The organism is Pseudomonas sp. (genome assembly GCF_048265905.1).
Lineage (GTDB): Bacteria > Pseudomonadota > Gammaproteobacteria > Pseudomonadales > Pseudomonadaceae > Aquipseudomonas.
On sequence record NZ_JBLXAP010000005.1, the window covers coordinates 19490 to 41946 of the forward strand.

Below are 22457 nucleotides of genomic sequence, written 5' to 3' on the forward strand. Positions count from 1 at the left end.
CACTGTGCGTCGGCCCGGGATTGCCACCAAACTGTTTTTCAGCATACTGCTGACAGTCTTTTTGCATCTGCCTTTGTATGCGGCAGCGAGCCATAACTGGTCAATTCTCAATGACTCCAGTGGCGAGTTGCAGCTCAGTGACATCCGTTCCCCGCAACACAGCACCCAATTCGCTCCAGTCGATATCAACGACCTGCTAACCAGCGGCGGTGATACCGCTGCATGGCTGCACTACCGTTTAGAACCAAGCAATCAACAGCAACTGATTAGAGTTTTCTCGCCCTATCTGGCCTATCTAGATCTCTACGTAATGGATGGCGACGAGCTGCTTGATCATGTGCGCACAGGTAATAAGCTGCCGCTGTCGAGCAGACCGTTAAACAGTCGCGACTTCTTGTTGCCGCTGCCCATTGCCGACAAACCCATCGATATTTATTTGCGCCTGGCATCCCCACAAATGCTGCGCCCGGCAATTTCATTGAATAACGCCCAAGACATTGCCGCCAATGAAAGCCGACCACTGCTGCTCGGCGCGTTACTGGGCAGTATTTTCATGCTCGCGATTTACAATTTTGTGCGCTATTGGCTGAGCCGTGAGCCAGCAAATCTGTGGTTATGCGCAATCAATACTCTTCTTCTGTTCGCCACCAGCACCTTACTTGGTATCACCAGTGGCTGGCTTTCCAGCCTGCAGCCGTATCAGGCCCATGCTGCCAATCTGTCGATGTTGATCGCACTATTTTGTGCGCTGGCATTAACCTTGAGCTTCTTTCGCGACAGCCCATCCTACTTACTGCTTAAACGCCTGATACTCTCAGAAATCGTGGTAATCGCAGGCTTGTTCGCTGTCATCCTCACCACAACAAACCTGCAATTTGCACTGTTGCTCTATATATTCTCAGCGATATGCGGCTTGAGTATTTTACTGGTCGCCCTGCATCAGTGGCGCAGCGGCTACACCCCTGCCCGGCTATTTATCGTTTCCATCGCCTTTCTCTGTGTCGCGTACATTGCAAGCCTGCCGATCCACATTGGCATCTGGCCGATGCCATCAGGCTGGTTGAGTTACGGCTTCCTGCTCACAGTTATCATTAGCAGCAGTATTCTGTGCATTGCCTTAAGTGAGAGGCAGCGACGCATCACTCATGAAAAGTTCAGCTCCAGCCGTGAGCTGGCAGCAAGCTCGGCAGAACTCAAAGCTAAAGGCGAGTTTTTAGCCAAGATCAGCCATGAAATTCGCACGCCTATGAATGGAGTGCTGGGCATGACCGAACTGTTGCTCGGCACCCCGCTTTCAAGCAAACAGCGCGACTATGTGCAAACGATCCACAGCTCTGGCAATGAGCTACTTAGTTTGATCAACGAAATTCTCGACATTTCCAAACTTGAGTCGGGACAGATTGAACTGGATGACGTGCAGTTTGATTTGAATGCGCTGATTGAAGACTGCCTGGATATTTTCCGCGCCAAGGCCGAACAACAAAAAGTCGAGCTGATCAGCTTCATCCAGCCACAAGTACCGCGCATTATCAGCGGTGATCCGACACGCATCCGCCAAGCGCTCTTAAGCCTGCTGGACAATGCCTTCAAGCAAACCGACGTAGGTGAGATTCTTTTAATCGCAGCGCTGGAAAGCAGTGCAGGTAAACCTCGCTTACGCCTCGCGGTGCAAGACAGCGGCAAGCCCATGCCACCTAGCGAGCGCAATGCATTGCTGCATGCCGAGCTGCACAGCAAAGACTTCCTCGCAGCGACTAAACTTGGTGGGCGCTTAGGCCTGATTATCGCTCGGCAGCTAATTCGCTTGATGGACGGTGAGTTTGGCATCCAAAACGGCAGTAATCAGGGATCCACCTTGTGGCTGAGCTTGCCGCTGGACAGCAAACTACTTGAGCAACCTACAGCCGACCTCGACAGCCCGCTGCAAGACGCCCGTCTGCTGATCGTTGATGACAACGAGACTTGCCGGAAAGTATTGCTTCAGCAATGCAGTGCGTGGGGGTTGAATGTCAGTGCAGTGCCTTCAGGCAAAGAAGCCCTGGCCCTATTGCGTAGCAAAGTGCACATGGGCGAATACTTTGATGTGGTGCTGCTCGACCAGGAAATGCCCGGAATGAACGGTATGCAACTGGCGGCAAAAATCAAAGAAGACCCGAGCCTGAACCGCGATATCTTGCTGATTATGCTCACCGGCATCAGCAACATGCCAAGCAAGATTATCGCCCGTAACGCCGGGATCAAGCGCATCCTGGCCAAGCCAGTTGCCGGTTATACGCTGAAAGCGACTTTGGCGGATGAGTTAACCCATCGCCGCGATGGCAAACCCTCGCAGTCAACGGCAAACAACCTCACAACCTATACGCCACCTGCTGACTTCCAGATTCTGGTTGCTGAAGACAACACTATTTCCACCAAAGTCATTCGCGGCATGCTCGGCAAGCTCAACTTGCAGCCAGACACCGCCAGCAATGGCGAGGAAGCTCTACAGGCGATCAAATCAAAACACTATGATCTGGTCCTGATGGATTGCGAGATGCCAGTACTCGATGGATTCTCCGCCACCGAACTGCTACGCGCCTGGGAAGTTGCCGGGCAGCGTCCACGCACACCGGTAGTTGCCCTCACCGCGCACATCCTCAGCGAGCACAAAGAGCGTGCGCGTCAGGCCGGGATGGATGGTCACATGGCCAAACCTGTCGAGCTTTCGCAACTGCGTGACTTGGTCAATTATTGGATAGGTCAACGCGCGGTACGTGATGCCAAAGCCCCCTGACTTACAACCTTCAAGTCATCGGCTGTTCAGGGCTGGAGATCGGCTTCTCAATCGCTGATCATAGGCCCCATCAGAGAGAAGCCCAAACAGCTTGGTCTATTCTTTGACGTCCATCAGTCAACCACATCTGCAGTTAAGAGCCCACTAATGGCGTCCGATTTATTCAGCCTGTACCTGAAACTACTCGTGCTCTACAGCCCATTCTTTGTGCTGTCGTGCTTCATTGGCCTAAGCCGTGGTTACACCGTTAAAGAGCGTAAAAGGCTGGCCTGGAAAGTCGCGGCCGGGGTTCTGATCGCGAGCATTTTGCTGTACCTGTTCGGCAAATATATTTTTACCTTGTTTGGTATCACTATCGACGCATTTCGTATTGGCGCGGGCAGTGTGCTGTTTATTTCAGCACTGGGCATGGCGCAGGGAAAATCTGCCGTACAGACGGATAACGTGCAGCAAGATGTGACAATAGTACCGCTGACGATCCCACTGACTGTTGGCCCCGGAACCATCGGTGCGTTGCTGCTGATGGGCGCAAGCCAACCGCACTGGGGAGACAAAGTCATCGCAATCATGAGCATCGCCCTGGCCAGTTTTACCGTTGGTATCGTGCTCTATTTATCCAATCAGTTCGAACGCTTGCTTGGCGATCAAGGTTTACAAATAGTTAGCCGTCTTATGGGGCTTTTTGTCTGCGCGTTAGCCGCACAAATCATCTTCACCGGGGTAAAAAACTACTTAATGCCCTGATCCGGTGCGCGACCGTCTGTCGAGCGTGCATCACGCCAATACGCGCACCATTGCAGCGCAGCAGTGTTTCTCTTAACAGCCAAAAAATCGATCAAAAACCATAAAAAACAATCACTTGCATTGATTGGCACGGATGCTGCCATTGGAAGAAGACTCAACCAGTCTCTTCCAACAGCTGCGCATGGAGCCATAAGAATGAAACGCCGTCCTTTTCTAAAAACGACACTCGCCGCAAGTGCCTTAATTCTCAGCGGTCTATTCCCGTTCAGTGCACACGCAGCCGATACCATTAAGGTCGGCATTCTTCACTCGCTCTCCGGCACCATGGCCATTTCAGAAACCTCCCTGAAAGATATGGCAATGATGACCATCGACGAAATCAACGCCAAAGGTGGTGTACTGGGCAAACAGCTTGAGCCTGTGGTGGTTGACCCGGCTTCAAACTGGCCACTTTTCGCGGAAAAAGGTCGTCAACTGCTGACTCAAGATAAAGTCGCAGTCACCTTTGGCTGCTGGACTTCGGTCTCGCGCAAATCAGTACTGCCAGTCTACGAAGAACTTAACGGTTTGCTGTTCTACCCGGTGCAGTACGAAGGTGAAGAACTCTCGCCCAACGTGTTCTACACCGGCGCAGCACCAAACCAGCAGGCAATTCCTGCGGTTGAATACCTGATGAGCGAAGACGGCGGCAGCGCCAAACGCTTCTTCCTGCTGGGCACCGACTACGTCTACCCACGCACCACCAACAAAATCCTGCGCGCCTTCCTGCACAGCAAAGGTGTTGCCGACAAAGACATCGAAGAGGTGTACACCCCGTTCGGCCACAGCGATTACCAAACCATCGTAGCCAATATCAAGAAGTTCTCGGCGGGCGGTAAAACAGCAGTTATCTCGACGGTAAACGGCGACTCCAACGTACCGTTCTACAAAGAGTTGGCAAACCAGGGTATTGAAGCCACAGACGTCCCGGTTGTGGCCTTCTCGGTAGGTGAAGAAGAACTACGTGGCATCGACACCAAGCCTCTGGTCGGCCAACTGGCGGCCTGGAACTATTTCGAGTCGGTTGAAAACCCAGTCAACGAAAAATTTGTGCAGAAGTGGAAGGCCTACGCCAAAGCCAAGAACCTGCCAGGCGCTGATAAAGCGGTGACCAACGACCCAATGGAAGCCACCTACGTCGGTATCAATATGTGGGCGCAAGCAGTTGAAAAAGCGGGCACCACTGATGTCGACAAAGTCCGTGATGCCATGGCCGGTCAAACCTTCGCTGCGCCTTCTGGCTACACCCTGACCATGGATAAGACCAATCACCACCTGCACAAGCCGGTCATGATTGGCGAGATTCAGGATAACGGTCAGTTTGACGTGGTCTGGCAGACCGATGGCCCTGTCCGCGCCCAACCTTGGAGCCCTTATATCGAGGGTAACGACAAAAAGCCGGACTACGCCGTCAAATCCAACTAAAGAGCTCACGGCTCGGCCCAGCGTTTGAGTGTTCGCTAGACAAACGCTGGTCACACCAAAACCTCCACCAAGAGAGGTGGTGCTTTAACAGGAAACTGCATGATGACCTCTGCCCTTTACCGGCTGTTATTCGCGCTGTTGCTCTGCCTGTCATGGTCGAGCAGTCACGCTGGAGACGCGGCTGATTTCAGCGCCGCCAACTCCTCAAAACAGGCCAAGCTGCTGCAAGCCTGGGCTGCAGCACCTGATGCGGCACGCCTGCCTTTACTTGAGGCGCTGCAAAGCGGGCGTGTTGAAGCCGATAGCAACAAAACCCCCTTTTATAAAACCGACTCCGGCTACCAAGCGGCTGAAGGCGGTGAAGTAAAACCAGTCGGCAAGCTGCGCAAATTACGTTTGAACAACCGTTTGCGCGGGCTTATCGCCACCAGCATGGCCAGCCACCAGTTATTTGCCACAGACCCGGCGGTACGTCTGCAAGCCGCTCAAGACCTGCAAAAAAGTGCCAAAGCCGCGCAACTGCAGATGCTCAATGAGCGCTTGGCTCAAGAAGACAATGCAGAAGTCAGCGAGGCGCTGTCACTGGCCCTCGCCAGCTTGCAGTTGATTGATAGCGACCCGCAGGTACGACTTGCGGCGGTACGCTTGTTGGGTGAAACCGGCCAGCCGCTGGCGCGTGTGCGCCTGGAAGGTCTACTCGCCGACAGCAACGAAACCGATGCGGCTGTGCGCACTGCAGCTGAAACCAGTCTGGCTCAAGTAAAGCGTCGCTTGATGATTGGCGAGTTGCTCGGCCAAGCCTTCAGCGGCATGAGTCTGGGTTCGATCCTGCTGCTCGCAGCGCTGGGCCTTGCAATCACCTTTGGCCTGCTCGGCGTGATCAACATGGCGCACGGCGAGATGCTGATGCTCGGCGCCTACTCGACCTACATGGTGCAGGTGATGTTCCAACGCTTCGCCCCTGAAGCGATTGCCCTGTATCCGCTGGTTGCACTGCCCGTCGCCTTCTTTGTCACCGCCGTCATCGGCATGGCCTTGGAGCGTACAGTCATCCGCCACCTGTATGGCCGCCCGCTGGAAACCCTGCTGGCAACTTGGGGTATCAGCCTGATTCTGATTCAATTGGTGCGCGTGCTGTTCGGCGCGCAAAACGTCGAGGTGGCCAATCCTTACTGGCTGTCCGGCGGCATTCAGGTGCTGCCAAACCTGGTACTGCCCTACAACCGGATCGTGATCATCGCGTTTGCCTTGTTCGTGGTGGTCTTGACCTGGCTGCTGCTGAACAAGACCCGGCTGGGTCTCAACGTTCGCGCCGTGACCCAGAACCGCAACATGGCGGCCTGCTGCGGCGTACCGACCGGACGCGTGGACATGCTCGCCTTCGGTCTAGGCTCAGGCATTGCAGGCCTTGGCGGCGTGGCCCTGAGCCAGATTGGCAACGTCGGCCCCGACCTAGGCCAGAGTTACATCATCGACTCATTTTTAGTGGTCGTGCTGGGCGGTGTTGGCCAGTTGGCTGGCAGTGTCATGGCGGCGTTTGGCCTGGGTATCGCCAACAAGATTCTTGAGCCGCAGATCGGCGCCGTACTCGGCAAGATCCTCATCCTCGCCTTGATCATTCTGTTTATCCAGAAGCGCCCGCAAGGTTTGTTCGCACTCAAAGGACGGGTAATCGATTAATGACTATGCCCCTGAATCAAACCCTGCTGGCACGCACCAGCGCCAAGCTTGGCCCGCAGTTATCCATTGCGATTGGCGTTTTAGTGCTGGCGCTGTTGATCGCCCTGCCGCTGTTGCACCTGACGCCCGCCGACAGCGCATTTCACGTTAACGCCTACACCTTGACTCTGGTCGGCAAGATTCTTTGCTACGCCATTGTCGCCCTGGCTCTGGATCTGGTCTGGGGTTACGCCGGGCTGTTATCCCTGGGCCACGGCTTGTTCTTTGCGCTGGGTGGCTACGCGATGGGCATGTACCTGATGCGCCAATCCGCCGGTGATGGTTTGCCAGCCTTCATGAGTTTTCTAGCCTGGAAAGAGTTGCCTTGGTACTGGATGGGCACCGACAATTTCATCTGGGCGATGTGCCTGGTGGTTTTGGCGCCCGGTTTGCTGGCCTTGGTTTTCGGATTCTTCGCCTTCCGTTCGCGGATCAAGGGCGTGTATTTCTCGATCATGACCCAAGCGCTGACGTTCGCTGGCATGTTGCTGTTCTTTCGCAACGAAACCGGCTTTGGCGGCAACAACGGCTTCACCGACTTCAAACGCATTCTCGGCTTTGATATCACCGCGCCCGCGACCCGTGCGGCGTTATTTTTAGCCACAGTGATCTTGCTGGTCGCCAGCCTGCTGCTCGGCTGGAAACTGGCCAGAAGTAAATTTGGCCGGGTGCTGACAGCGCTGCGTGACGCAGAAAACCGCTTGATGTTCTGCGGCTATGACCCACGCGGCTACAAGTTGTTTATCTGGGTGCTGTCGGCGGTGCTGTGCGGTTTGGCCGGAGCACTGTATGTGCCGCAAGTTGGCATCATCAATCCCAGCGAAATGTCACCAACCAACTCCATCGAGGCGGCTGTATGGGTTGCGCTAGGCGGCCGCGGCACCTTGATCGGTCCGTTGCTCGGTGCTGGCGTGGTCAACGGCATGAAGAGCTGGTTCACAGTCGCATTCCCCGAGTATTGGTTATTTGCGCTCGGTGCGCTGTTTATCCTGATCACCCTGTACTTGCCGCACGGCATCATCGGCCTGCTGAAAAGAGGGGAAAAGCAATGAGAGCCACTCCGGTCCCAGAAGCCATGCTTGAACCCATTTACGATCCGTTAAGCAGTGCCCGTGATGCAATCGGCGCTGGGCGTCTGGCTGAAAAAGGCCTCAACGTGCGCCACGGCACCATCCTGACCCTGGAAGATATCAACGTTAGCTTCGATGGTTTTAAAGCCCTGACCAACCTCAACCTGTACATCGGTGTGGGTGAGCTACGTTGCATAATCGGCCCCAATGGCGCCGGTAAAACCACGATGATGGATGTGATCACCGGTAAAACACGACCAGATAACGGCAGCGCCTACTTCGGCGAAACCCTTGATTTGACGCGGATGAGCGAAGTCGAAATCGCCCAGTCCGGCATTGGTCGCAAGTTCCAGAAGCCAACAGTGTTCGAGGCGCTGAGCGTGTTTGAAAACCTTGAGCTGGCGCAGAAAACCAACAAGTCAGTCTGGGCCAGTTTACGCGCCAAACTCAGTGGCGAGCAGCGTGAGCGGATCGATGAAGTGCTCGAAACCATCCGCCTGGAAGGCTCGCACGAACGTCAGGCGGGCTTGCTCTCCCACGGCCAGAAGCAGTTCCTCGAAATCGGCATGCTGCTGATGCAAGACCCGCAACTGTTGCTGCTTGATGAGCCTGTCGCCGGTATGACCGACGCCGAAACCGAGTTCACCGCCGAGCTGTTCAAGTCCCTGGCACGCAAGCATTCGCTAATGGTGGTTGAGCACGACATGGGCTTTGTTGGCTCGATCGCCGATCACGTCACCGTCCTGCATCAAGGCAGCGTACTTGCCGAAGGCTCGCTCAATGATGTGCAGGCAGATGAACGGGTGATCGAAGTTTATCTGGGCCGTTAAGCCCATAACTAGTTGTGATTGATGATCCGGATGGCAGTCCTCAGCATCCGGAAATATGCACAAGCAAGGAACATCCCTATGTTGCAAGTTCAACAATTGCACCAGTATTACGGCGGCAGCCACATCCTGCGTGGCTTGTCATTCGACGTGAAGGTTGGCGAAGTCACCTGCCTGTTGGGTCGTAACGGCGTTGGTAAAACCACGCTGCTCAAATGCCTGATGGGCCTGATCCCCGCCAAGCAGGGCGACATCAAGTGGGAAGACCAGGCCATTACCGGCTTCAAGCCACACCAGCGCGTGCATGCCGGCATTGCCTACGTGCCGCAAGGGCGAGAAATATTCGGCCGCCTCACCGTAGAAGAAAACCTGCTGATGGGCCTTTCGCGCTTTCCCGGCAGCCAGGCAAAGGAAGTGCCGGGGTTTATTTATGAGCTGTTTCCGGTGCTCAAAGAGATGAAATTACGCCGTGGTGGCGACCTGTCAGGCGGGCAACAGCAACAGCTAGCAATTGGCCGAGCGCTGGCCAGCCAGCCGCGCTTACTAATACTTGATGAGCCAACTGAAGGTATCCAGCCCTCGGTCATCAAAGAAATTGGCGTGGTGATCAAAAAACTGGCTGAGCGTGGTGACATGGCGATTCTGTTGGTCGAGCAGTTCTACGACTTTGCCGCCGAACTGGCTGACCAGTACTTGGTGATGTCGCGCGGAGAAATTGTCCAGCAAGGTCGCGGTGAAACCATGGAGGCCGACGGAGTAAGGGGCTTGGTCGCGATTTAAAGTATCGAGCCGCATGGCTTTTAAAAGCCGCGTACAGCACCCAAACTAGCGCATACGCTTAACTGAAGTCTGAATAGTCAGCCCTTTATGAATGCACCCTTGACCCAAGGTATCTTCACGCCCAGCTGGCATGCCGAGCTGGAGCTTGGCTATGCCCGTGATGCCGACACCACCCGGCCGGTCATGCGCCGCCATAAAGGCCCGCTGCGGGTGCAAAAACACCTGTACGCAGAAGGCCCGCAAGTTTGCCAGCACATTATTGTTCACCCGCCGGGAGGGATTGCCGGAGGTGATCGCCTGGATATCGACGTCAACCTCGGCGAGAACGCTTGGGCACAGTTAACCAGCCCCGGCGCAGCCAAATGGTATCGCGCCGCTGGCCCGGCTTATCAGCAATTGAATATACGGGTTAAAGCCGGTGCGACACTGGAATGGCTGCCACAGGAAACCATCGTTTACAGCGCCGCCCAAGCCGAGCTGGTCAGTAATATTGAGCTGATCGGCGATGGCCAATTATTGTATTGGGACATCGTTGCCCTTGGTCGTCCAGCCAGCGGTGAACGCTTTGACCTTGGTCACTTTCAGGCCGAGCTGAATATTCGCCGTGACGGCGAACTGCTCTGGCATGAGCGTCAACGGGTGATCGGAGGCGACGGCTTGCTTGACTCGCCGATTGGTCTTGATGGCTACCCTGTGTTCGCAACCTTGCTGCTCAGCGCCGACATCGCCCCTGAATTACTTGAACAGTGCCGCGAGCTGGCCGCGAACAACAAACTGCAACTGCGCGGCGACCTCAGCCAGCTGCCGGGCATGCTGGTCGCTCGCTGCCTGGCCCGCGAAGCCCTGCATGCCCGCGCGTGGTTGATCCAGCTGTGGCAACTGCTGCGCCCTGCGGTGCTTGGTCGTGAAGCCGTACCACCGAGAATCTGGAACACCTAATTATCGACGCCTTATCGCGTGTAGCTTGGAGAAACACAGATGGATTTAAGTCCACGGGAAAAAGACAAACTGCTGATTTTCACTGCCGGGCTGGTCGCCGAGCGCCGCTTGGCACGTGGGGTCAAGCTCAACTACCCGGAAGCCATTGCTTTGATTTCCGCAGCGCTGCTCGAAGGTGCTCGCGATGGCAAGACAGTAGCTGAGTTGATGCACTTCGGCACGACCCTGCTCAGCCGCGATCAGGTCATGGAAGGCATACCGGAAATGATCCCGGAAATTCAGGTCGAGGCGACTTTTCCAGACGGTACCAAGCTGGTCACCGTGCACCAGCCAATCGCCTGATAGCCGCATTGTACCAAGGAGCTTCGCGTGAATATCGACAACGCAACCGAAGATGATCTACCTGAGCTGCTGGCGATTTATAACGATGCCGTACTCAACAGCACCGCAATCTGGAATGAGACAACCTCTGATCTGGAAAGCCGCCGTATCTGGCTACGCGAACGGCAGGCCTTGGGGTTTCCGATACTTGCTGCACGCAATAGCACCGGGCGTTTAGTCGGCTACGCCACCTACGGCCCTTGGCGCAGCATCGAAGGTTTTAAGCATACCGTTGAGCACTCGGTTTACGTCTGCGCCGACCAACGCGGTCTGGGTATAGGTCCGGCGCTGATGAAAGCGCTGATTGAGCGCGCACGCAGCGCCAATCTGCATGTGATGGTCGCAGCAATTGAGAGCGAAAACCGCGCCTCGATTCGCCTGCACAGACAGCTGGGGTTTAGCGTTACCGGGCAAATGCCGCAAGTGGGACGCAAGTTTGACCGCTGGCTCGACCTGACGTTTATGCAACTCAATCTGGGCGCGGACGAACCGGACGACAATAAGGAGTAACGCCGAATGAGCAGAGCCCAATTGCGTCGCGTCCACCCGGAAAGCTTTGCCCACTATCGACAGGGCTTGATCGACCTGCTCTTTGACGCGGTTCGACACGGCGCATCAGTTGGGTTCATGGCTGACATAACGGATGACGAGGCTCGTGATTACATCAACAGCGTCCAGGCAGATGTGAATGCTGGCGACCTGTTGCTGTGGGTGGTTGTCGACAGCGAACAGGTGCTGCCTTGCGTACAACTCGCGCTGTGCCTCAAAGCCAATGGTCGCAACCGCGCCGAGGTGCAAAAGCTACTTGTTTTGCATCAGGCTCGGCGTCACGGCCTGGGCCAACAATTGATGCAAGCGCTTGAACAAGAGGCAATAAAACAAAACCGCGGCCTGCTCTATCTGGATACCGAAGCAGGCTCTGGTGCTGAACTGTTTTACCGCACCCAAGGTTTCCAGCGGGTCGGTGAGCTGCCCAATTATTGCCAAAGCCCGGACGGACGCTATAGCGCGACTGCCATCTATTTCAAAACCATTGGACAACCCACATGATTCCAGGTGAATACCAGGTCCTGCCCGGCGACATCGAACTCAACTCGGGTCGACGCACCATCAGCCTTGACGTAGCCAATAGCGGCGACCGCCCGATTCAGGTGGGTTCGCACTATCACTTCTTCGAAACCAACGATGCACTGACCTTTGACCGGGCCGCTGCCCGAGGCATGCGCCTGAATATTCCGGCAGGCACCGCCGTGCGCTTCGAGCCGGGCCAGTCGCGTCAGGTCGAGTTGGTTGACTTGGCAGGCGAACGCCGGGTGTTCGGTTTTGCCGGACGAATTATGGGTGACCTTTGATACGCCAGCCTGAAACAGGACATATTCTATGAAAATCAGCAGACAAGCCTACGCAGACATGTATGGCCCAACCGTTGGCGACAAGGTGCGTTTGGCCGATACCGAACTCTGGGTCGAGGTCGAGAAAGACTTCACCCACTACGGTGAAGAAGTGAAGTTCGGCGGCGGCAAGGTGATTCGTGACGGCATGGGCCAAGGCCAGCTCTGCGCCAAGGATGTAGTGGACACCCTGATCACCAACGCATTAATCATCGACCACTGGGGCGTGGTCAAAGCCGACGTTGGTATCAAGGACGGGCGTATTGCGGCCATCGGCAAAGGCGGTAACGCCGATATCCAGCCGGATGTGACCATCGCCGTCGGCGCTGGCACTGAAGTCATTGCGGGCGAAGGCATGATTCTCACCGCTGGCGGCATCGACTCCCACATTCACTTCATCTGCCCGCAGCAGATCGAAGAGGCGTTGATGAGCGGTGTGACCACCATGATTGGTGGCGGCACCGGCCCGGCGACCGGCACCAACGCCACCACCTGCACTTCTGGCCCGTGGCACATGGCGCGCATGCTCCAGGCCGCCGATGCTTTTCCAATGAATATTGGGTTCACGGGCAAAGGCAACGCCAGCCTGCCGGAGCCGCTTATCGAACAAGTCAAAGCTGGAGCCATTGGCCTCAAGCTGCATGAAGACTGGGGCACCACGCCAGCGGCTATCGACAATTGCCTGACGGTTGCCGACCAGTACGACGTGCAGGTGGCCATCCATACCGACACGCTGAATGAGTCGGGCTTCGTCGAAACCACCTTGGGCGCCTTCAAGGGCCGCACCATTCACACCTACCACACCGAAGGTGCCGGTGGCGGGCATGCACCAGACATCATCAAGGCCTGCGGCTTCCCCAACGTGCTGCCAAGTTCGACCAATCCGACCCGGCCTTTCACTAAAAACACCATCGATGAACACCTCGATATGCTTATGGTTTGCCATCACCTGGACCCAAGCATTGCCGAAGACGTGGCATTCGCGGAAAGCCGTATTCGCCGAGAAACCATCGCCGCCGAAGATATCCTGCATGACCTCGGCGCCTTCTCGATGATCAGCTCGGACAGCCAGGCCATGGGCCGCGTCGGTGAGGTCATCACCCGGACCTGGCAGACCGCCGACAAGATGAAGCAACAACGCGGCGCCTTGCCCGGTGACGGCGAAGGCAACGACAACTTCCGCATCAAGCGCTATATCGCCAAATACACCATTAACCCGGCGATCACCCACGGCATCAGCCATGAAGTTGGTTCGATCGAAGTCGGCAAATGGGCGGATCTGGTGCTTTGGCGCCCGGCGTTCTTTGGCGTTAAACCGACCTTGATCCTAAAGGGCGGGGCAATTGCCGCCAGCCTGATGGGCGATGCCAACGCCTCGATCCCAACGCCGCAACCGGTTCACTACCGCCCCATGTTTGCCAGCTACGGCGGTTCTCGCCATGCCACCTGCCTGACCTTTATCAGCCAGGCCGCGCTGACAGCCGGGGTTCCCGAGCAGTTGGGCTTAAAGAAACAGATTGCGGTGGTCAAAGGCTGTCGCGAGGTTAAGAAAACCGATCTTATCCACAACGATTACCTGCCGAATATCGAGGTCGATGCACAGAACTACCAAGTGAAAGCCGATGGCCAGTTGCTCTGGTGCGAGCCAGCGGAAGTCTTGCCGATGGCCCAGCGTTACTTTCTGTTCTAGAAAACCGCTGAAAACTACTGCTCAGCCCGCAGCGGTTGGTCGCACGCGACACAAACAACAAGGCCCGCAATCGCGGGCCTTGTGCCAGAACCTTGAGCCAGGAGACTAGCGTAGCTGGCTGTCTTTACTGGCGCGACGGTTGTAACCCGCAGCGCCTGCGTTGGCTTTGTCTTCAGCCGCCTGACAGCTCACGCACAGGCGCACTCCTTTGATTGCCTCACGCCGCGCCTGCGGGATCGGCGCATCGCATTCTTCACAGTGATGCAGGCTCTCGCCTTGCGGTAACTGGCTGCGCGCCCGCGCGACGGCATCCTCGATACTGCTGTCGATCTGCTCTTGCACCGCACCATCACTTGCCCAACCGCCCGCCATGGAAACCTCCTGAGAAAGAAGTTTGAGTCACTAAGGTATGCGCCAAACCAGAGCGATTGACAAGCGCAGGTCATCGCTCGCGTTACTCCTTAACGTCCATAAACTCTTCTGCCCAGACAATATATTCCTCAGGCAGGGTGTACTTGAGCGCCAGTTCCGAAGCACTCAGCTCCGAGGCAACAGCACCACGCTGCTCGCGCAGGCAATCATAGGTTGCCTTGATCGCAGCAAAATAAGCACCGTGGCCGTTCACCACGATACGCACGCCAAGCTTGGCCAAACGGGCATCATCGCGCAGCTTCGGATTACCGTAAGTCACCAGCATTAACGGCACACTCAAGTGTTCGGCAATTTTCTCAAGGTGCTCGAAATCTTCGATACCGACGATGCAGATACCGTCGGCCCCTGCTTGTTGGTAGGCCACTGTGCGGCTGATCACTTCGTCGACATTGAGTACACCTGCGTGGGTCCGGGCAATGATCGATAACTCTGGATCAACTCGCGCCTCCAACGCCGCCCGAATTTTCCCCACGCCCTCTGCAACGCTGATCAAGTCAGTCGATTTACGCCCGAACTGCGCAGGCAACAGGGTGTCTTCAATGGTCAGCGCGGCGATACCTGCCCGCTCAAGCTCAACCACCGTGCGCATGACATTAAGCGCGTTGCCATAGCCGTGGTCGGCGTCAGCGATAACCGGCAAGCGGCTGACACGGCCAATACGGGTGGCCTGCTCGACAAATTCGCTGAGGGTAATCAAGGCAAAGTCTGGCGCAGCAATTACCTGTAATGAGGCAACCGAACCACCGAGGATACCCACCTCAAAACCCAGGTCTGCAGCGATCCGAGCAGACATCGGATCAAAAACCGAAGCGGTATGAAAGCAGCTATCTGCGGCGAGCAAAGCGCGAAAAGCACTGCGCAGTTCATGATGGGAAGCACGTTGCATGATTGGCATAGACTGTATTTTCCAAAAACTAATATTGAAACGACGCTCGATTACCTACCTTTCGCCACACGCTGATGCAAGGGCAACTCTGGCTTGCCAAACGAGCTAAACAGGTATTGCCCAATTAAGGGAGCGGCACAGATTGCTCAGGATCAGCATCAGGCAACCAACGCTCTAAAATGATCGCGTAGGTTCCGTCACGCCGCATGTCATCAAACGCCCTTTGCCAGCTTGCGACAATTTCAGGGGCTGTACTTAACGAAAAAGCAATGTAGTAAGCCGAATGCATAAATGGTGCATGGCTCTGTACCTCTGCAACCTTGAGGCCACCCGTGGCAAGTTCGTCTTTGAGCGTGACATCCTGAGTGGCGATCAGTTTAACCCGACCATGTTTCAACATGGTCACCATGTTTTTAGCGGTGGCCACACCGTACAGATTGTCAAAGCCCAACTCAGTCAGCGCATCAAAGGTGTACCATTTTTTGGGGACAGCCAAAGGGCCGCTGGCCTTGGCGTCTTGCAGGGTATTGATTTTCAAATTACGCGATTTCAACGAATAAAAGCTGGTGGTGCCGACTAAAATCGGACCGACCCATTGGAACAGCTCTTCACGCTCAGGGGTGCGCACCGTCGAGAAAATTGCAGTGTTGGGCTCATGCAGCGCTTTATAGTAACCGCGTGCCCAGGGCCTGATCTTTATCACCGCATCGCGGCTGGCGGTACGCTGGATCAACTCGCGGGTAATCTCTACCGACATACCGCGCAACTGATTACCCTCGGTAAACGCCAACGGAGCGGCTTCCTCAGTAAACAAGTGGATCGTCGCATTGTTACCCGTATGCGCATTGGCGCCCGCAGCGCACAGGCTTATTAGCATCACTGCGACAATCTTTCGCTGCAAAGAACGCATCAAGCCCAACCCCTTACACACAAATTCTGACGGTAGCCGTTCACAGCAGATACTTAAAGCATTGCCAAGTAGATAGACGTCGACACGAGCCTGCGCATTACATTCATTTGAAATCTATCGGCCAGCTTGGAAAAATCCGCAGTTTGATCGGGTTTCACAGCCCGTGCCGGCATCAATTAAAAGCAGTTTACAGGCCACAACATGGCGCAATTGAGCACAATATTCACCCGAAAAACCAACTATCGATTATTGCGCCAGCCGACCCACCGAACCAAAATCACACACTTCAACCGACAATCGGACTAGCCGGGAAGCCCCAAGCAGGCGATGATCGCGGTTCAACTCAGCGCTATGACAGATATGATCGACACTATTGAAAGCTCAACACCTAAACACAAACCCCGTCCGCTAATCGATTTACTCGTCAGCATCGTCATACCGTCACTGGTACTGATGAAGCTCAGTGGCGAGGCAAGGCTTGGCCCAGATGGCGCGTTATTGCTGGCTCTGGCCTTCCCAATCGGCTGGGGCGCATTCGAGCTGATCAAATACCGCAAGTTCAACTTCATTGCCTTGCTTGGTCTGGTCAGCGTCATCCTCACCGGCGGCATTGGTTTACTGCACCTGAATAACCAGTGGCTCGCAGTCAAAGAGGCAGCCGTGCCGGGCGTGATAGGTATCGCCGTGTTGGTGTCGACGCGCACACGCTACCCGCTAATTCGCACAATGCTGTTTAACAAAACCGTGCTCAATGTCGACAAGATTCAAGAGCGACTTGAGGAAGGCGGCAACACTCAATTGTTCGAAGCCCGCTTGCTCAAGGCCACGTACCTGCTGAGCGGTACGTTCTTTTTCTCATCGGTAATGAATTACATTCTGGCGCGCTGGATTGTTGTCAGCCCTGCAGGCAGTGAGGCTTTCAACGACGAGTTGGGCCGCCTGACGCTGCTCAGCTACCCAATGATCGCAATCCCGTCGATGATCATGATGATGGCCATCTTTTATTACCTGTGGCGCACGATTCATGGCCTGACAGGCCTCAAGCTGGAAGAAATCATGCACCAGACTGAAAAAGACAAACAGTCCTGAGCCCAGCAATGAACAATCCCTATCAGGGTTGTTCTGTTGCGTTTATCTGCACAGTTTCTGCGCAGATAAACGCTAGCCTTCAAACCTGCGATCCCCCGCCTGTGTGCTAACCCTGTCGATCTACCTAAGTTTATTTCTGTCAGCCTTTGGTGCGGCGACCTTGCTGCCGCTGCAATCCGAGGCGCTGCTCGTTGGCCTGTTGCTGAGTGAGGATTACCCGGTTCTATTTCTGCTAATCGCAGCCAGTGTCGGTAATATCCTCGGCTCGGTGATCAACTGGTGGCTCGGTCGCTACATCGAGCGCTTCCGCCAGCACCGCTGGTTTCCTGTTAATCCAAGCCAATTACAGCGGGCTCAGGACTTTTACGCGGGATACGGCCGCTGGAGCCTGCTGCTCAGTTGGACACCCATCATCGGTGACCCATTGACACTGGTCGCGGGCATCATGCGCGAGCCATTGTGGCGCTTTCTATTGCTGGTAAGCATCGCAAAAACTGCACGCTACGGGATTCTCGCGGCTATAACCCTAAGTTTAAGTTAACCCCTCGACAGCGTTAATTTGTCGCAAAGCACAACACATGGGGAGCATTCGCGCGCCACCTCGCATAGAATGCGCGGCCGTTTTTCAGGAACAGCGCGCAGCATGTCTTTTTCTACTCCAGCCCGCGCCTGCGGCATCGACTTCGGCACCTCCAACTCAACCGTCGGCTGGCAGCGCCCAGGCGTTGACGCCTTGATTGAGCTCGAAGATGGCAAGATCACCCTGCCCTCGGTTATTTTCTTTAACTTTGAAGAGCGTCGCCCGGTTTACGGCCGACTGGCCTTGCACGAATACCTTGAAGGTTATGAAGGGCGCTTGATGCGCTCCCTGAAAAGCCTGCTTGGCTCAAAACTCCTGAAGAGTGAAACCACGGTGCTCGGCAGTGCCTTGCCATTCAAAGACTTGCTTGGCTTCTTCATTGGTGAACTGAAAAGCCGCGCCGAAGCCGTTGCTGAGCGCCCCTTTGAAGAAGTGGTGCTCGGTCGTCCGGTGTTTTTCGTCGACGATGACCCGGTTGCCGACCAGGAAGCACAAAACACCTTGGTCGCCGTTGCCCACAAGCTTGGATTCAAAGACGTTTCCTTCCAGTATGAACCGATTGCCGCCGCATTCGACTACGAAAGCACCATTGCCAAGGAAGAGCTGGTCTTGATCGTCGACATCGGCGGCGGTACTTCCGACTTCTCGCTGGTACGCCTGTCGCCCGAGCGCCGTGCCGTTGCCGAACGTCATGACGATATTCTCGCAACCGGCGGCGTACACATCGGCGGCACCGACTTCGACAAACAACTGAGTCTGCAAGGCGTTATGCCGCTGTTCGGTTACGGCAGTCGCATGAAAAGCGATGCATTGATGCCAACCAGCTTTCACCTCAACCTGGCGACTTGGCACACCATTAATGCGGTGTACGCGCAAAAATCCCAGCTGTCGCTCAAGAGCATGCGTTACGACATCGTCGATCCGACGGGTATCGATCGCCTGTTCAAGCTGATTGAGCAACGCGCCGGACACTGGCTGGCCATGCAAGTGGAAGACAGCAAGATCGAACTGACCGAACAAGATGTGCGGCCGATCGATCTCAAGCGCGTTGAACCGGGTCTGGTTGCAGAACTAAGCCGCGAGCTGTTCGACACCTCAATCGAACCACTGCTGGAGCGCATTCGCGCCAGCGTCAGCCAACTGCTGAGCAGCGCAGGTGTCGGTGTTGCCGATGTCGATACGGTGTTCTTCACTGGCGGCTCCAGCAGCATTCCGGCGCTACGCCAAAGCGTCGCGGCCATGCTGCCCAACGCCCGCCATGTCGAAGGCAATAACTTCGGCAGCATCGGCAATGGTCTGGCAATTGAGGCACAGAAGCGTTACGGCTAGAGGATTTGAAGGCGGCAGGCCAAGGCTGGATGACAGGCGCAAGCACGCAGTTCAAGAGCGTTGAATTCGATATTGAGCATGACGCCTTACTGAATAATCTCAGGCTCGAGCCTGTTGCCTACCTGGGTCAGTAGAGCCGCTTTTCGAAGTAGACACGCTTAAAGCCTTCCTCGGTTCTGCGTCCAACTTGTGCATAACCGAGCTTGGGATAGATTGCCAAGTTGTCGCTCATCAGCTCATTGGTATACAGCTGCACGGTATCAATTGCGAGCTTACGGCCAGCCTGCTCACAAAAAGCAATCAGCGACTTGCCCACGCCCTGACCAGCAGCGCTGGGCAAGACAGCCACATTCTCCAGAAGTAGCTGCCCGGCGTTGACATAAAACACAATAAACCCAAGCAAACTGCCGTTTGCATCTGTTGCGACGTAGACGATACCCGCGGCAATCTGCGCGGCATAATTGGCAAGCATTGGTGCGGGCTTGCGCCCGATCACAGGCACATAGCGCGCATAAGCTTGTTCAGCACAGTCACGAATGCTCGACTCATCACTGGCGATAGCCAACCTGATCATGGCAACCTCTTTAGCAGTTGATCCGCTGATAGGCTTCGACGCTCAAGGTTGGTACTCGCTGCAAAACCCAAAAGTCTGGCAGGCGGCGCCTAGCTTGCGGCGTGACAACTGACGAGGTCATCAATGGCGACCCCGTCAGGGATGTAGGGCAATTAACGCGGTACCGCAGGCGCCTTGGTTGGCTTCTTGCCTTTGCCCTTCTTGGCATTGGCGCGTTCTCTGGCCGCTTCCTGGTTCTTGGCGAAGGCAGCTGCTTTAGCCTGCTCACGCTTATCCCAGGGTTTGCTACCGTCGCTGGCACGCGGCGGCAGGCCGGTGTGCTGGGTCAGCATTGGCTTGCCGACTTTCTTGCTACCGGCTGGCGTCGAATTCTTGCGACGTGCGCTTTGATAGCCATCAACCGCTGGCTGAAACGCTGGAATCAGCTGATTCTTGCCATTGCCGATCAAGTCGCTACGGCCCATACGCTCAAGCGCTTCGCGCAACATTGGCCAGCCACGTGGGTCGTGGTAACGCAAGAAAGCCTTGTGCAAGCGGCGCTGGGCCTCGCTCTTAACAATGGTTACACCATCACTCTTGTATGTCACCTTGCGCAGCGGGTTTTTACCCGAGTGATACATGGCCGTCGCTGTCGCCATTGGCGACGGATAGAAGGCCTGAACCTGGTCCGCACGGAAGCCATTGCCTTTGAGCCAGAGCGCCAGGTTCATCATGTCTTCATCAGTGGTGCCTGGGTGCGCAGCGATGAAGTAAGGAATCAGGTATTGCTCCTTACCCGCCTCTTTCGAGTACTTTTCGAACATGCGCTTGAACTTGTCATAGCTGCCGATGCCCGGCTTCATCATCTGATTGAGCGGACCTTCCTCGGTGTGCTCCGGCGCGATCTTGAGGTAGCCTCCGACGTGATGGGTAACCAGCTCTTTGACGTACTCCGGCGACTCAACCGCAAGGTCATAACGCAGGCCGGATGCGATCAGAATTTTCTTCACCCCCGGCAATGCACGTGCCGAACGATACAGCTGAATCAACGATGAGTGATCGGTATTGAGGTTCTCACAAATACCTGGAAACACGCACGATGGCTTACGGCACGCGGCTTCAATCTCAGGGCTTTTGCAGGCAATACGGTACATATTGGCGGTTGGGCCACCGAGATCAGAAATAACCCCGGTGAAGCCTGGCACCTTGTCACGGATCTCTTCAATCTCGCGAATAATCGACTCTTCGGAACGGTTCTGGATAATCCGGCCTTCGTGCTCGGTGATCGAACAGAAGGTACAGCCGCCAAAGCAGCCACGCATGATGTTCACCGAAAAGCGAATCATCTCGTAAGCTGGAATTTTCTCTTTACCGTACGCTGGGTGCGGAACACGTGCGTAGGGCATGCCGAACACGTAATCCATCTCTTCGGTGGTCATTGGAATCGGCGGTGGATTAAACCAGACATCGACTTCGCCATGACGCTGCACCAGCGCACGCGCGTTACCCGGATTGGTCTCCAAGTGCAGCACGCGGTTGGCGTGGGCATAGAGCACGCCATCACCGCGAACTTTCTCAAATGAAGGCAAACGAATGACCGTTTTGTCACGCTCAAGACGTGGGTGCGGCAACAGCTGCACAACCTTGGCCTCGTTCGGATCTTCAACCGGGCCTTTTTCCTGCTCGATGGCGCAGGCCGCAGTATCTTGAGTGTTCACGTACGGATTAATGATTTTGTCGATCTTGCCCGGACGGTCGATGCGTGTGGAGTCGATCTCCATCCAACCTTCAGGCGTGTCACGGCGAATAAACGCGGTGCCGCGAATGTCATTGATGTCTTCGATCTTCTGACCGTAAGACAGGCGTTGGGCGATCTCGACCACTGCACGCTCGGCGTTGCCGTACAGCAGGATATCGGCGCAGGCATCAATCAGGATCGAGTGACGAACCTTGTCCTGCCAGTAATCGTAATGGGCGATACGGCGCAAGGACGCCTCAATACCGCCAAGTACAATCGGCACATGCTTGTAGGCTTCCTTGCAGCGCTGGCTATAAACCAGGCTGGCGCGGTCCGGACGACTACCCGCCTGACCACCAGGCGTATAGGCGTCGTCCGAACGAATCTTTTTATCCGCGGTGTAGCGGTTGATCATCGAGTCCATGTTGCCAGCCGCAACGCCGAAGAACAGATTCGGCTCGCCGAGCTTCATGAAGTCATCTTTCGACTGCCAGTTAGGCTGCGCGATGATCCCGACACGGAAACCCTGCGCTTCAAGCAAACGGCCAATAATCGCCATACCAAACGATGGGTGGTCAACATAGGCATCACCGGTGACGATGATGATGTCGCACGAATCCCAGCCAAGCTGATCCATCTCCTCCCTGCTCATCGGCAGGAAAGGTGCTGGGCCGAAACACTCGGCCCAGTATTTTGGATAATCGAATAATGGCTTGACTGCTTGCATGACGATAACCGAAGGGTTCATGGATTTTCACGGGCGCGGATAATAGCACAATTTTTAACCAAACCCGACGACTAAGCTCAGGCTTTACCTCCAGAACATCGCCTGGACCGGTAGGTTCCTGCGCTGTACGCAAGAAAGCTTAGCCAACCCCCATTAGTCTGCACTGCTGCCAGACGAGGGCAACTGCAGAACTTTTGTATAGCCACCCGCAAAACAACACGTGGCCTTGCCCAAAGCACGCAACCATCAGTAACGAAGCTGAATTGAGCTGCCGTTTCTTCGCGTCCTCTGCACAGCATGTGTTACCCGACAAACGGTGTAACAGAACTTTAGATCACTACCTCGCCCATACCCAAAAATCGACACTAGCAACCGTCTACCCCAAGCGACCATGCGTGCGAGCGAAGTGTTCGGATCAATAGTGTTGGACTGCTC

Annotated in this window: 21 protein-coding genes; 16 read left to right on the forward strand and 5 right to left on the reverse strand. The window is 55.5% G+C overall.

Translation table 11 applies throughout. From position 1 onward, the window contains the following. The first annotated feature begins 4 nt into the window (after positions 1–4). The 13 genes from ACN0UH_RS08775 (at position 5) to ureC (ending at position 13778) form a co-directional block, all read left to right on the forward strand. Positions 5–2773: a response regulator gene (locus tag ACN0UH_RS08775; RefSeq protein WP_417661704.1), complete on the forward strand. Its 2769-nt coding sequence runs from the start codon at positions 5–7 to the stop codon at positions 2771–2773. Between the two features lie 147 nt (positions 2774–2920). Next, the gene (locus ACN0UH_RS08780; RefSeq protein ID WP_417661705.1) at positions 2921–3517 is read left to right on the forward strand and encodes a MarC family protein; all 597 of its coding nucleotides are present in this window, start codon (positions 2921–2923) and stop codon (positions 3515–3517) included. 195 nt (positions 3518–3712) lie between these two features. Next, complete coding sequence (gene urtA, locus ACN0UH_RS08785) at positions 3713–4981, forward strand: urea ABC transporter substrate-binding protein (RefSeq protein ID WP_417661706.1); 1269 nt, start codon at positions 3713–3715, stop codon at positions 4979–4981. Between the two features lie 99 nt (positions 4982–5080). Then, the gene (gene urtB / locus ACN0UH_RS08790) at positions 5081–6661 is read left to right on the forward strand and encodes an urea ABC transporter permease subunit UrtB (protein WP_417661707.1); all 1581 of its coding nucleotides are present in this window, start codon (positions 5081–5083) and stop codon (positions 6659–6661) included. Continuing rightward, complete coding sequence (gene urtC, locus ACN0UH_RS08795; protein WP_417661708.1) at positions 6661–7752, forward strand: urea ABC transporter permease subunit UrtC; 1092 nt, start codon at positions 6661–6663, stop codon at positions 7750–7752. The genes urtB and urtC overlap by 1 nt, the downstream gene beginning before the upstream one ends. Beyond that, positions 7749–8600, forward strand: coding sequence for an urea ABC transporter ATP-binding protein UrtD (gene urtD / locus ACN0UH_RS08800; protein WP_417661709.1), 852 nt, complete (start codon positions 7749–7751; stop codon positions 8598–8600). Before urtC ends, urtD begins: the two co-directional genes overlap by 4 nt. Before the next feature lie 78 nt (positions 8601–8678). Then, the gene (urtE, locus tag ACN0UH_RS08805; RefSeq protein ID WP_417661710.1) at positions 8679–9377 is read left to right on the forward strand and encodes an urea ABC transporter ATP-binding subunit UrtE; all 699 of its coding nucleotides are present in this window, start codon (positions 8679–8681) and stop codon (positions 9375–9377) included. Between the two features lie 87 nt (positions 9378–9464). Continuing rightward, positions 9465–10316 (forward strand): urease accessory protein UreD, encoded by an 852-nt coding sequence (locus tag ACN0UH_RS08810; RefSeq protein ID WP_417661711.1) that lies wholly within the window; start codon positions 9465–9467, stop codon positions 10314–10316. A 39-nt stretch (positions 10317–10355) separates the two neighbouring features. Then, complete coding sequence (gene ureA, locus ACN0UH_RS08815; RefSeq protein WP_339515809.1) at positions 10356–10658, forward strand: urease subunit gamma; 303 nt, start codon at positions 10356–10358, stop codon at positions 10656–10658. 27 nt (positions 10659–10685) lie between these two features. After that, positions 10686–11207, forward strand: coding sequence for a GNAT family N-acetyltransferase (locus ACN0UH_RS08820; protein ID WP_417661712.1), 522 nt, complete (start codon positions 10686–10688; stop codon positions 11205–11207). 6 nt (positions 11208–11213) lie between these two features. Next, positions 11214–11747 (forward strand): GNAT family N-acetyltransferase, encoded by a 534-nt coding sequence (locus ACN0UH_RS08825; RefSeq protein WP_417661713.1) that lies wholly within the window; start codon positions 11214–11216, stop codon positions 11745–11747. Beyond that, positions 11744–12049, forward strand: a complete 306-nt coding sequence (locus tag ACN0UH_RS08830; protein ID WP_417661714.1) for an urease subunit beta — start codon at positions 11744–11746, stop codon at positions 12047–12049. Before ACN0UH_RS08825 ends, ACN0UH_RS08830 begins: the two co-directional genes overlap by 4 nt. Before the next feature lie 28 nt (positions 12050–12077). After that, positions 12078–13778 (forward strand): urease subunit alpha, encoded by a 1701-nt coding sequence (gene ureC / locus ACN0UH_RS08835; RefSeq protein WP_417661715.1) that lies wholly within the window; start codon positions 12078–12080, stop codon positions 13776–13778. A 105-nt stretch (positions 13779–13883) separates the two neighbouring features. On the opposite strand, the gene ACN0UH_RS08840 is transcribed toward ureC, so the two are convergent. The 3 genes from ACN0UH_RS08840 to ACN0UH_RS08850 all read right to left on the reverse strand — a co-directional run bounded on the left by ACN0UH_RS08840 (position 13884) and on the right by ACN0UH_RS08850 (position 16006). Next, positions 13884–14150 carry a DksA/TraR family C4-type zinc finger protein gene (locus tag ACN0UH_RS08840; protein ID WP_417661716.1) on the reverse strand — a complete coding sequence of 89 codons (267 nt, stop codon included), beginning with the start codon at positions 14148–14150 and terminating at the stop codon, positions 13884–13886. Between the two features lie 82 nt (positions 14151–14232). After that, positions 14233–15096 (reverse strand): isocitrate lyase/PEP mutase family protein, encoded by an 864-nt coding sequence (locus ACN0UH_RS08845; protein ID WP_417661916.1) that lies wholly within the window; start codon positions 15094–15096, stop codon positions 14233–14235. 124 nt (positions 15097–15220) lie between these two features. Then, a complete protein-coding gene (locus tag ACN0UH_RS08850) occupies positions 15221–16006 on the reverse strand; it encodes a substrate-binding periplasmic protein (RefSeq protein WP_417661717.1) in 786 nt (261 codons plus the stop codon). Between the two features lie 360 nt (positions 16007–16366). Between ACN0UH_RS08850 and ACN0UH_RS08855 the strand changes: the two genes are divergently transcribed. The 3 genes from ACN0UH_RS08855 to ACN0UH_RS08865 all read left to right on the forward strand — a co-directional run bounded on the left by ACN0UH_RS08855 (position 16367) and on the right by ACN0UH_RS08865 (position 19004). After that, positions 16367–17095, forward strand: coding sequence for a VC0807 family protein (locus ACN0UH_RS08855; protein WP_417661718.1), 729 nt, complete (start codon positions 16367–16369; stop codon positions 17093–17095). 103 nt (positions 17096–17198) lie between these two features. Continuing rightward, on the forward strand, positions 17199–17636 hold the full coding sequence (locus tag ACN0UH_RS08860) for a YqaA family protein (protein WP_417661719.1): 438 nt from the start codon (positions 17199–17201) through the stop codon (positions 17634–17636). A gap of 102 nt (positions 17637–17738) precedes the next feature. Then, entirely contained in the window at positions 17739–19004 is a 1266-nt protein-coding gene (locus ACN0UH_RS08865) for an Hsp70 family protein (protein ID WP_417661720.1), read from the forward strand. 127 nt (positions 19005–19131) lie between these two features. On the opposite strand, the gene ACN0UH_RS08870 is transcribed toward ACN0UH_RS08865, so the two are convergent. Both ACN0UH_RS08870 and ACN0UH_RS08875 read right to left on the reverse strand, forming a co-directional pair. Beyond that, entirely contained in the window at positions 19132–19578 is a 447-nt protein-coding gene (locus tag ACN0UH_RS08870; protein WP_417661721.1) for a GNAT family N-acetyltransferase, read from the reverse strand. Positions 19579–19730: 152 nt separating this feature from the next. Next, on the reverse strand, positions 19731–22022 hold the full coding sequence (locus ACN0UH_RS08875) for a YgiQ family radical SAM protein (RefSeq protein ID WP_417661917.1): 2292 nt from the start codon (positions 22020–22022) through the stop codon (positions 19731–19733). Positions 22023–22457 lie beyond the last annotated feature (435 nt).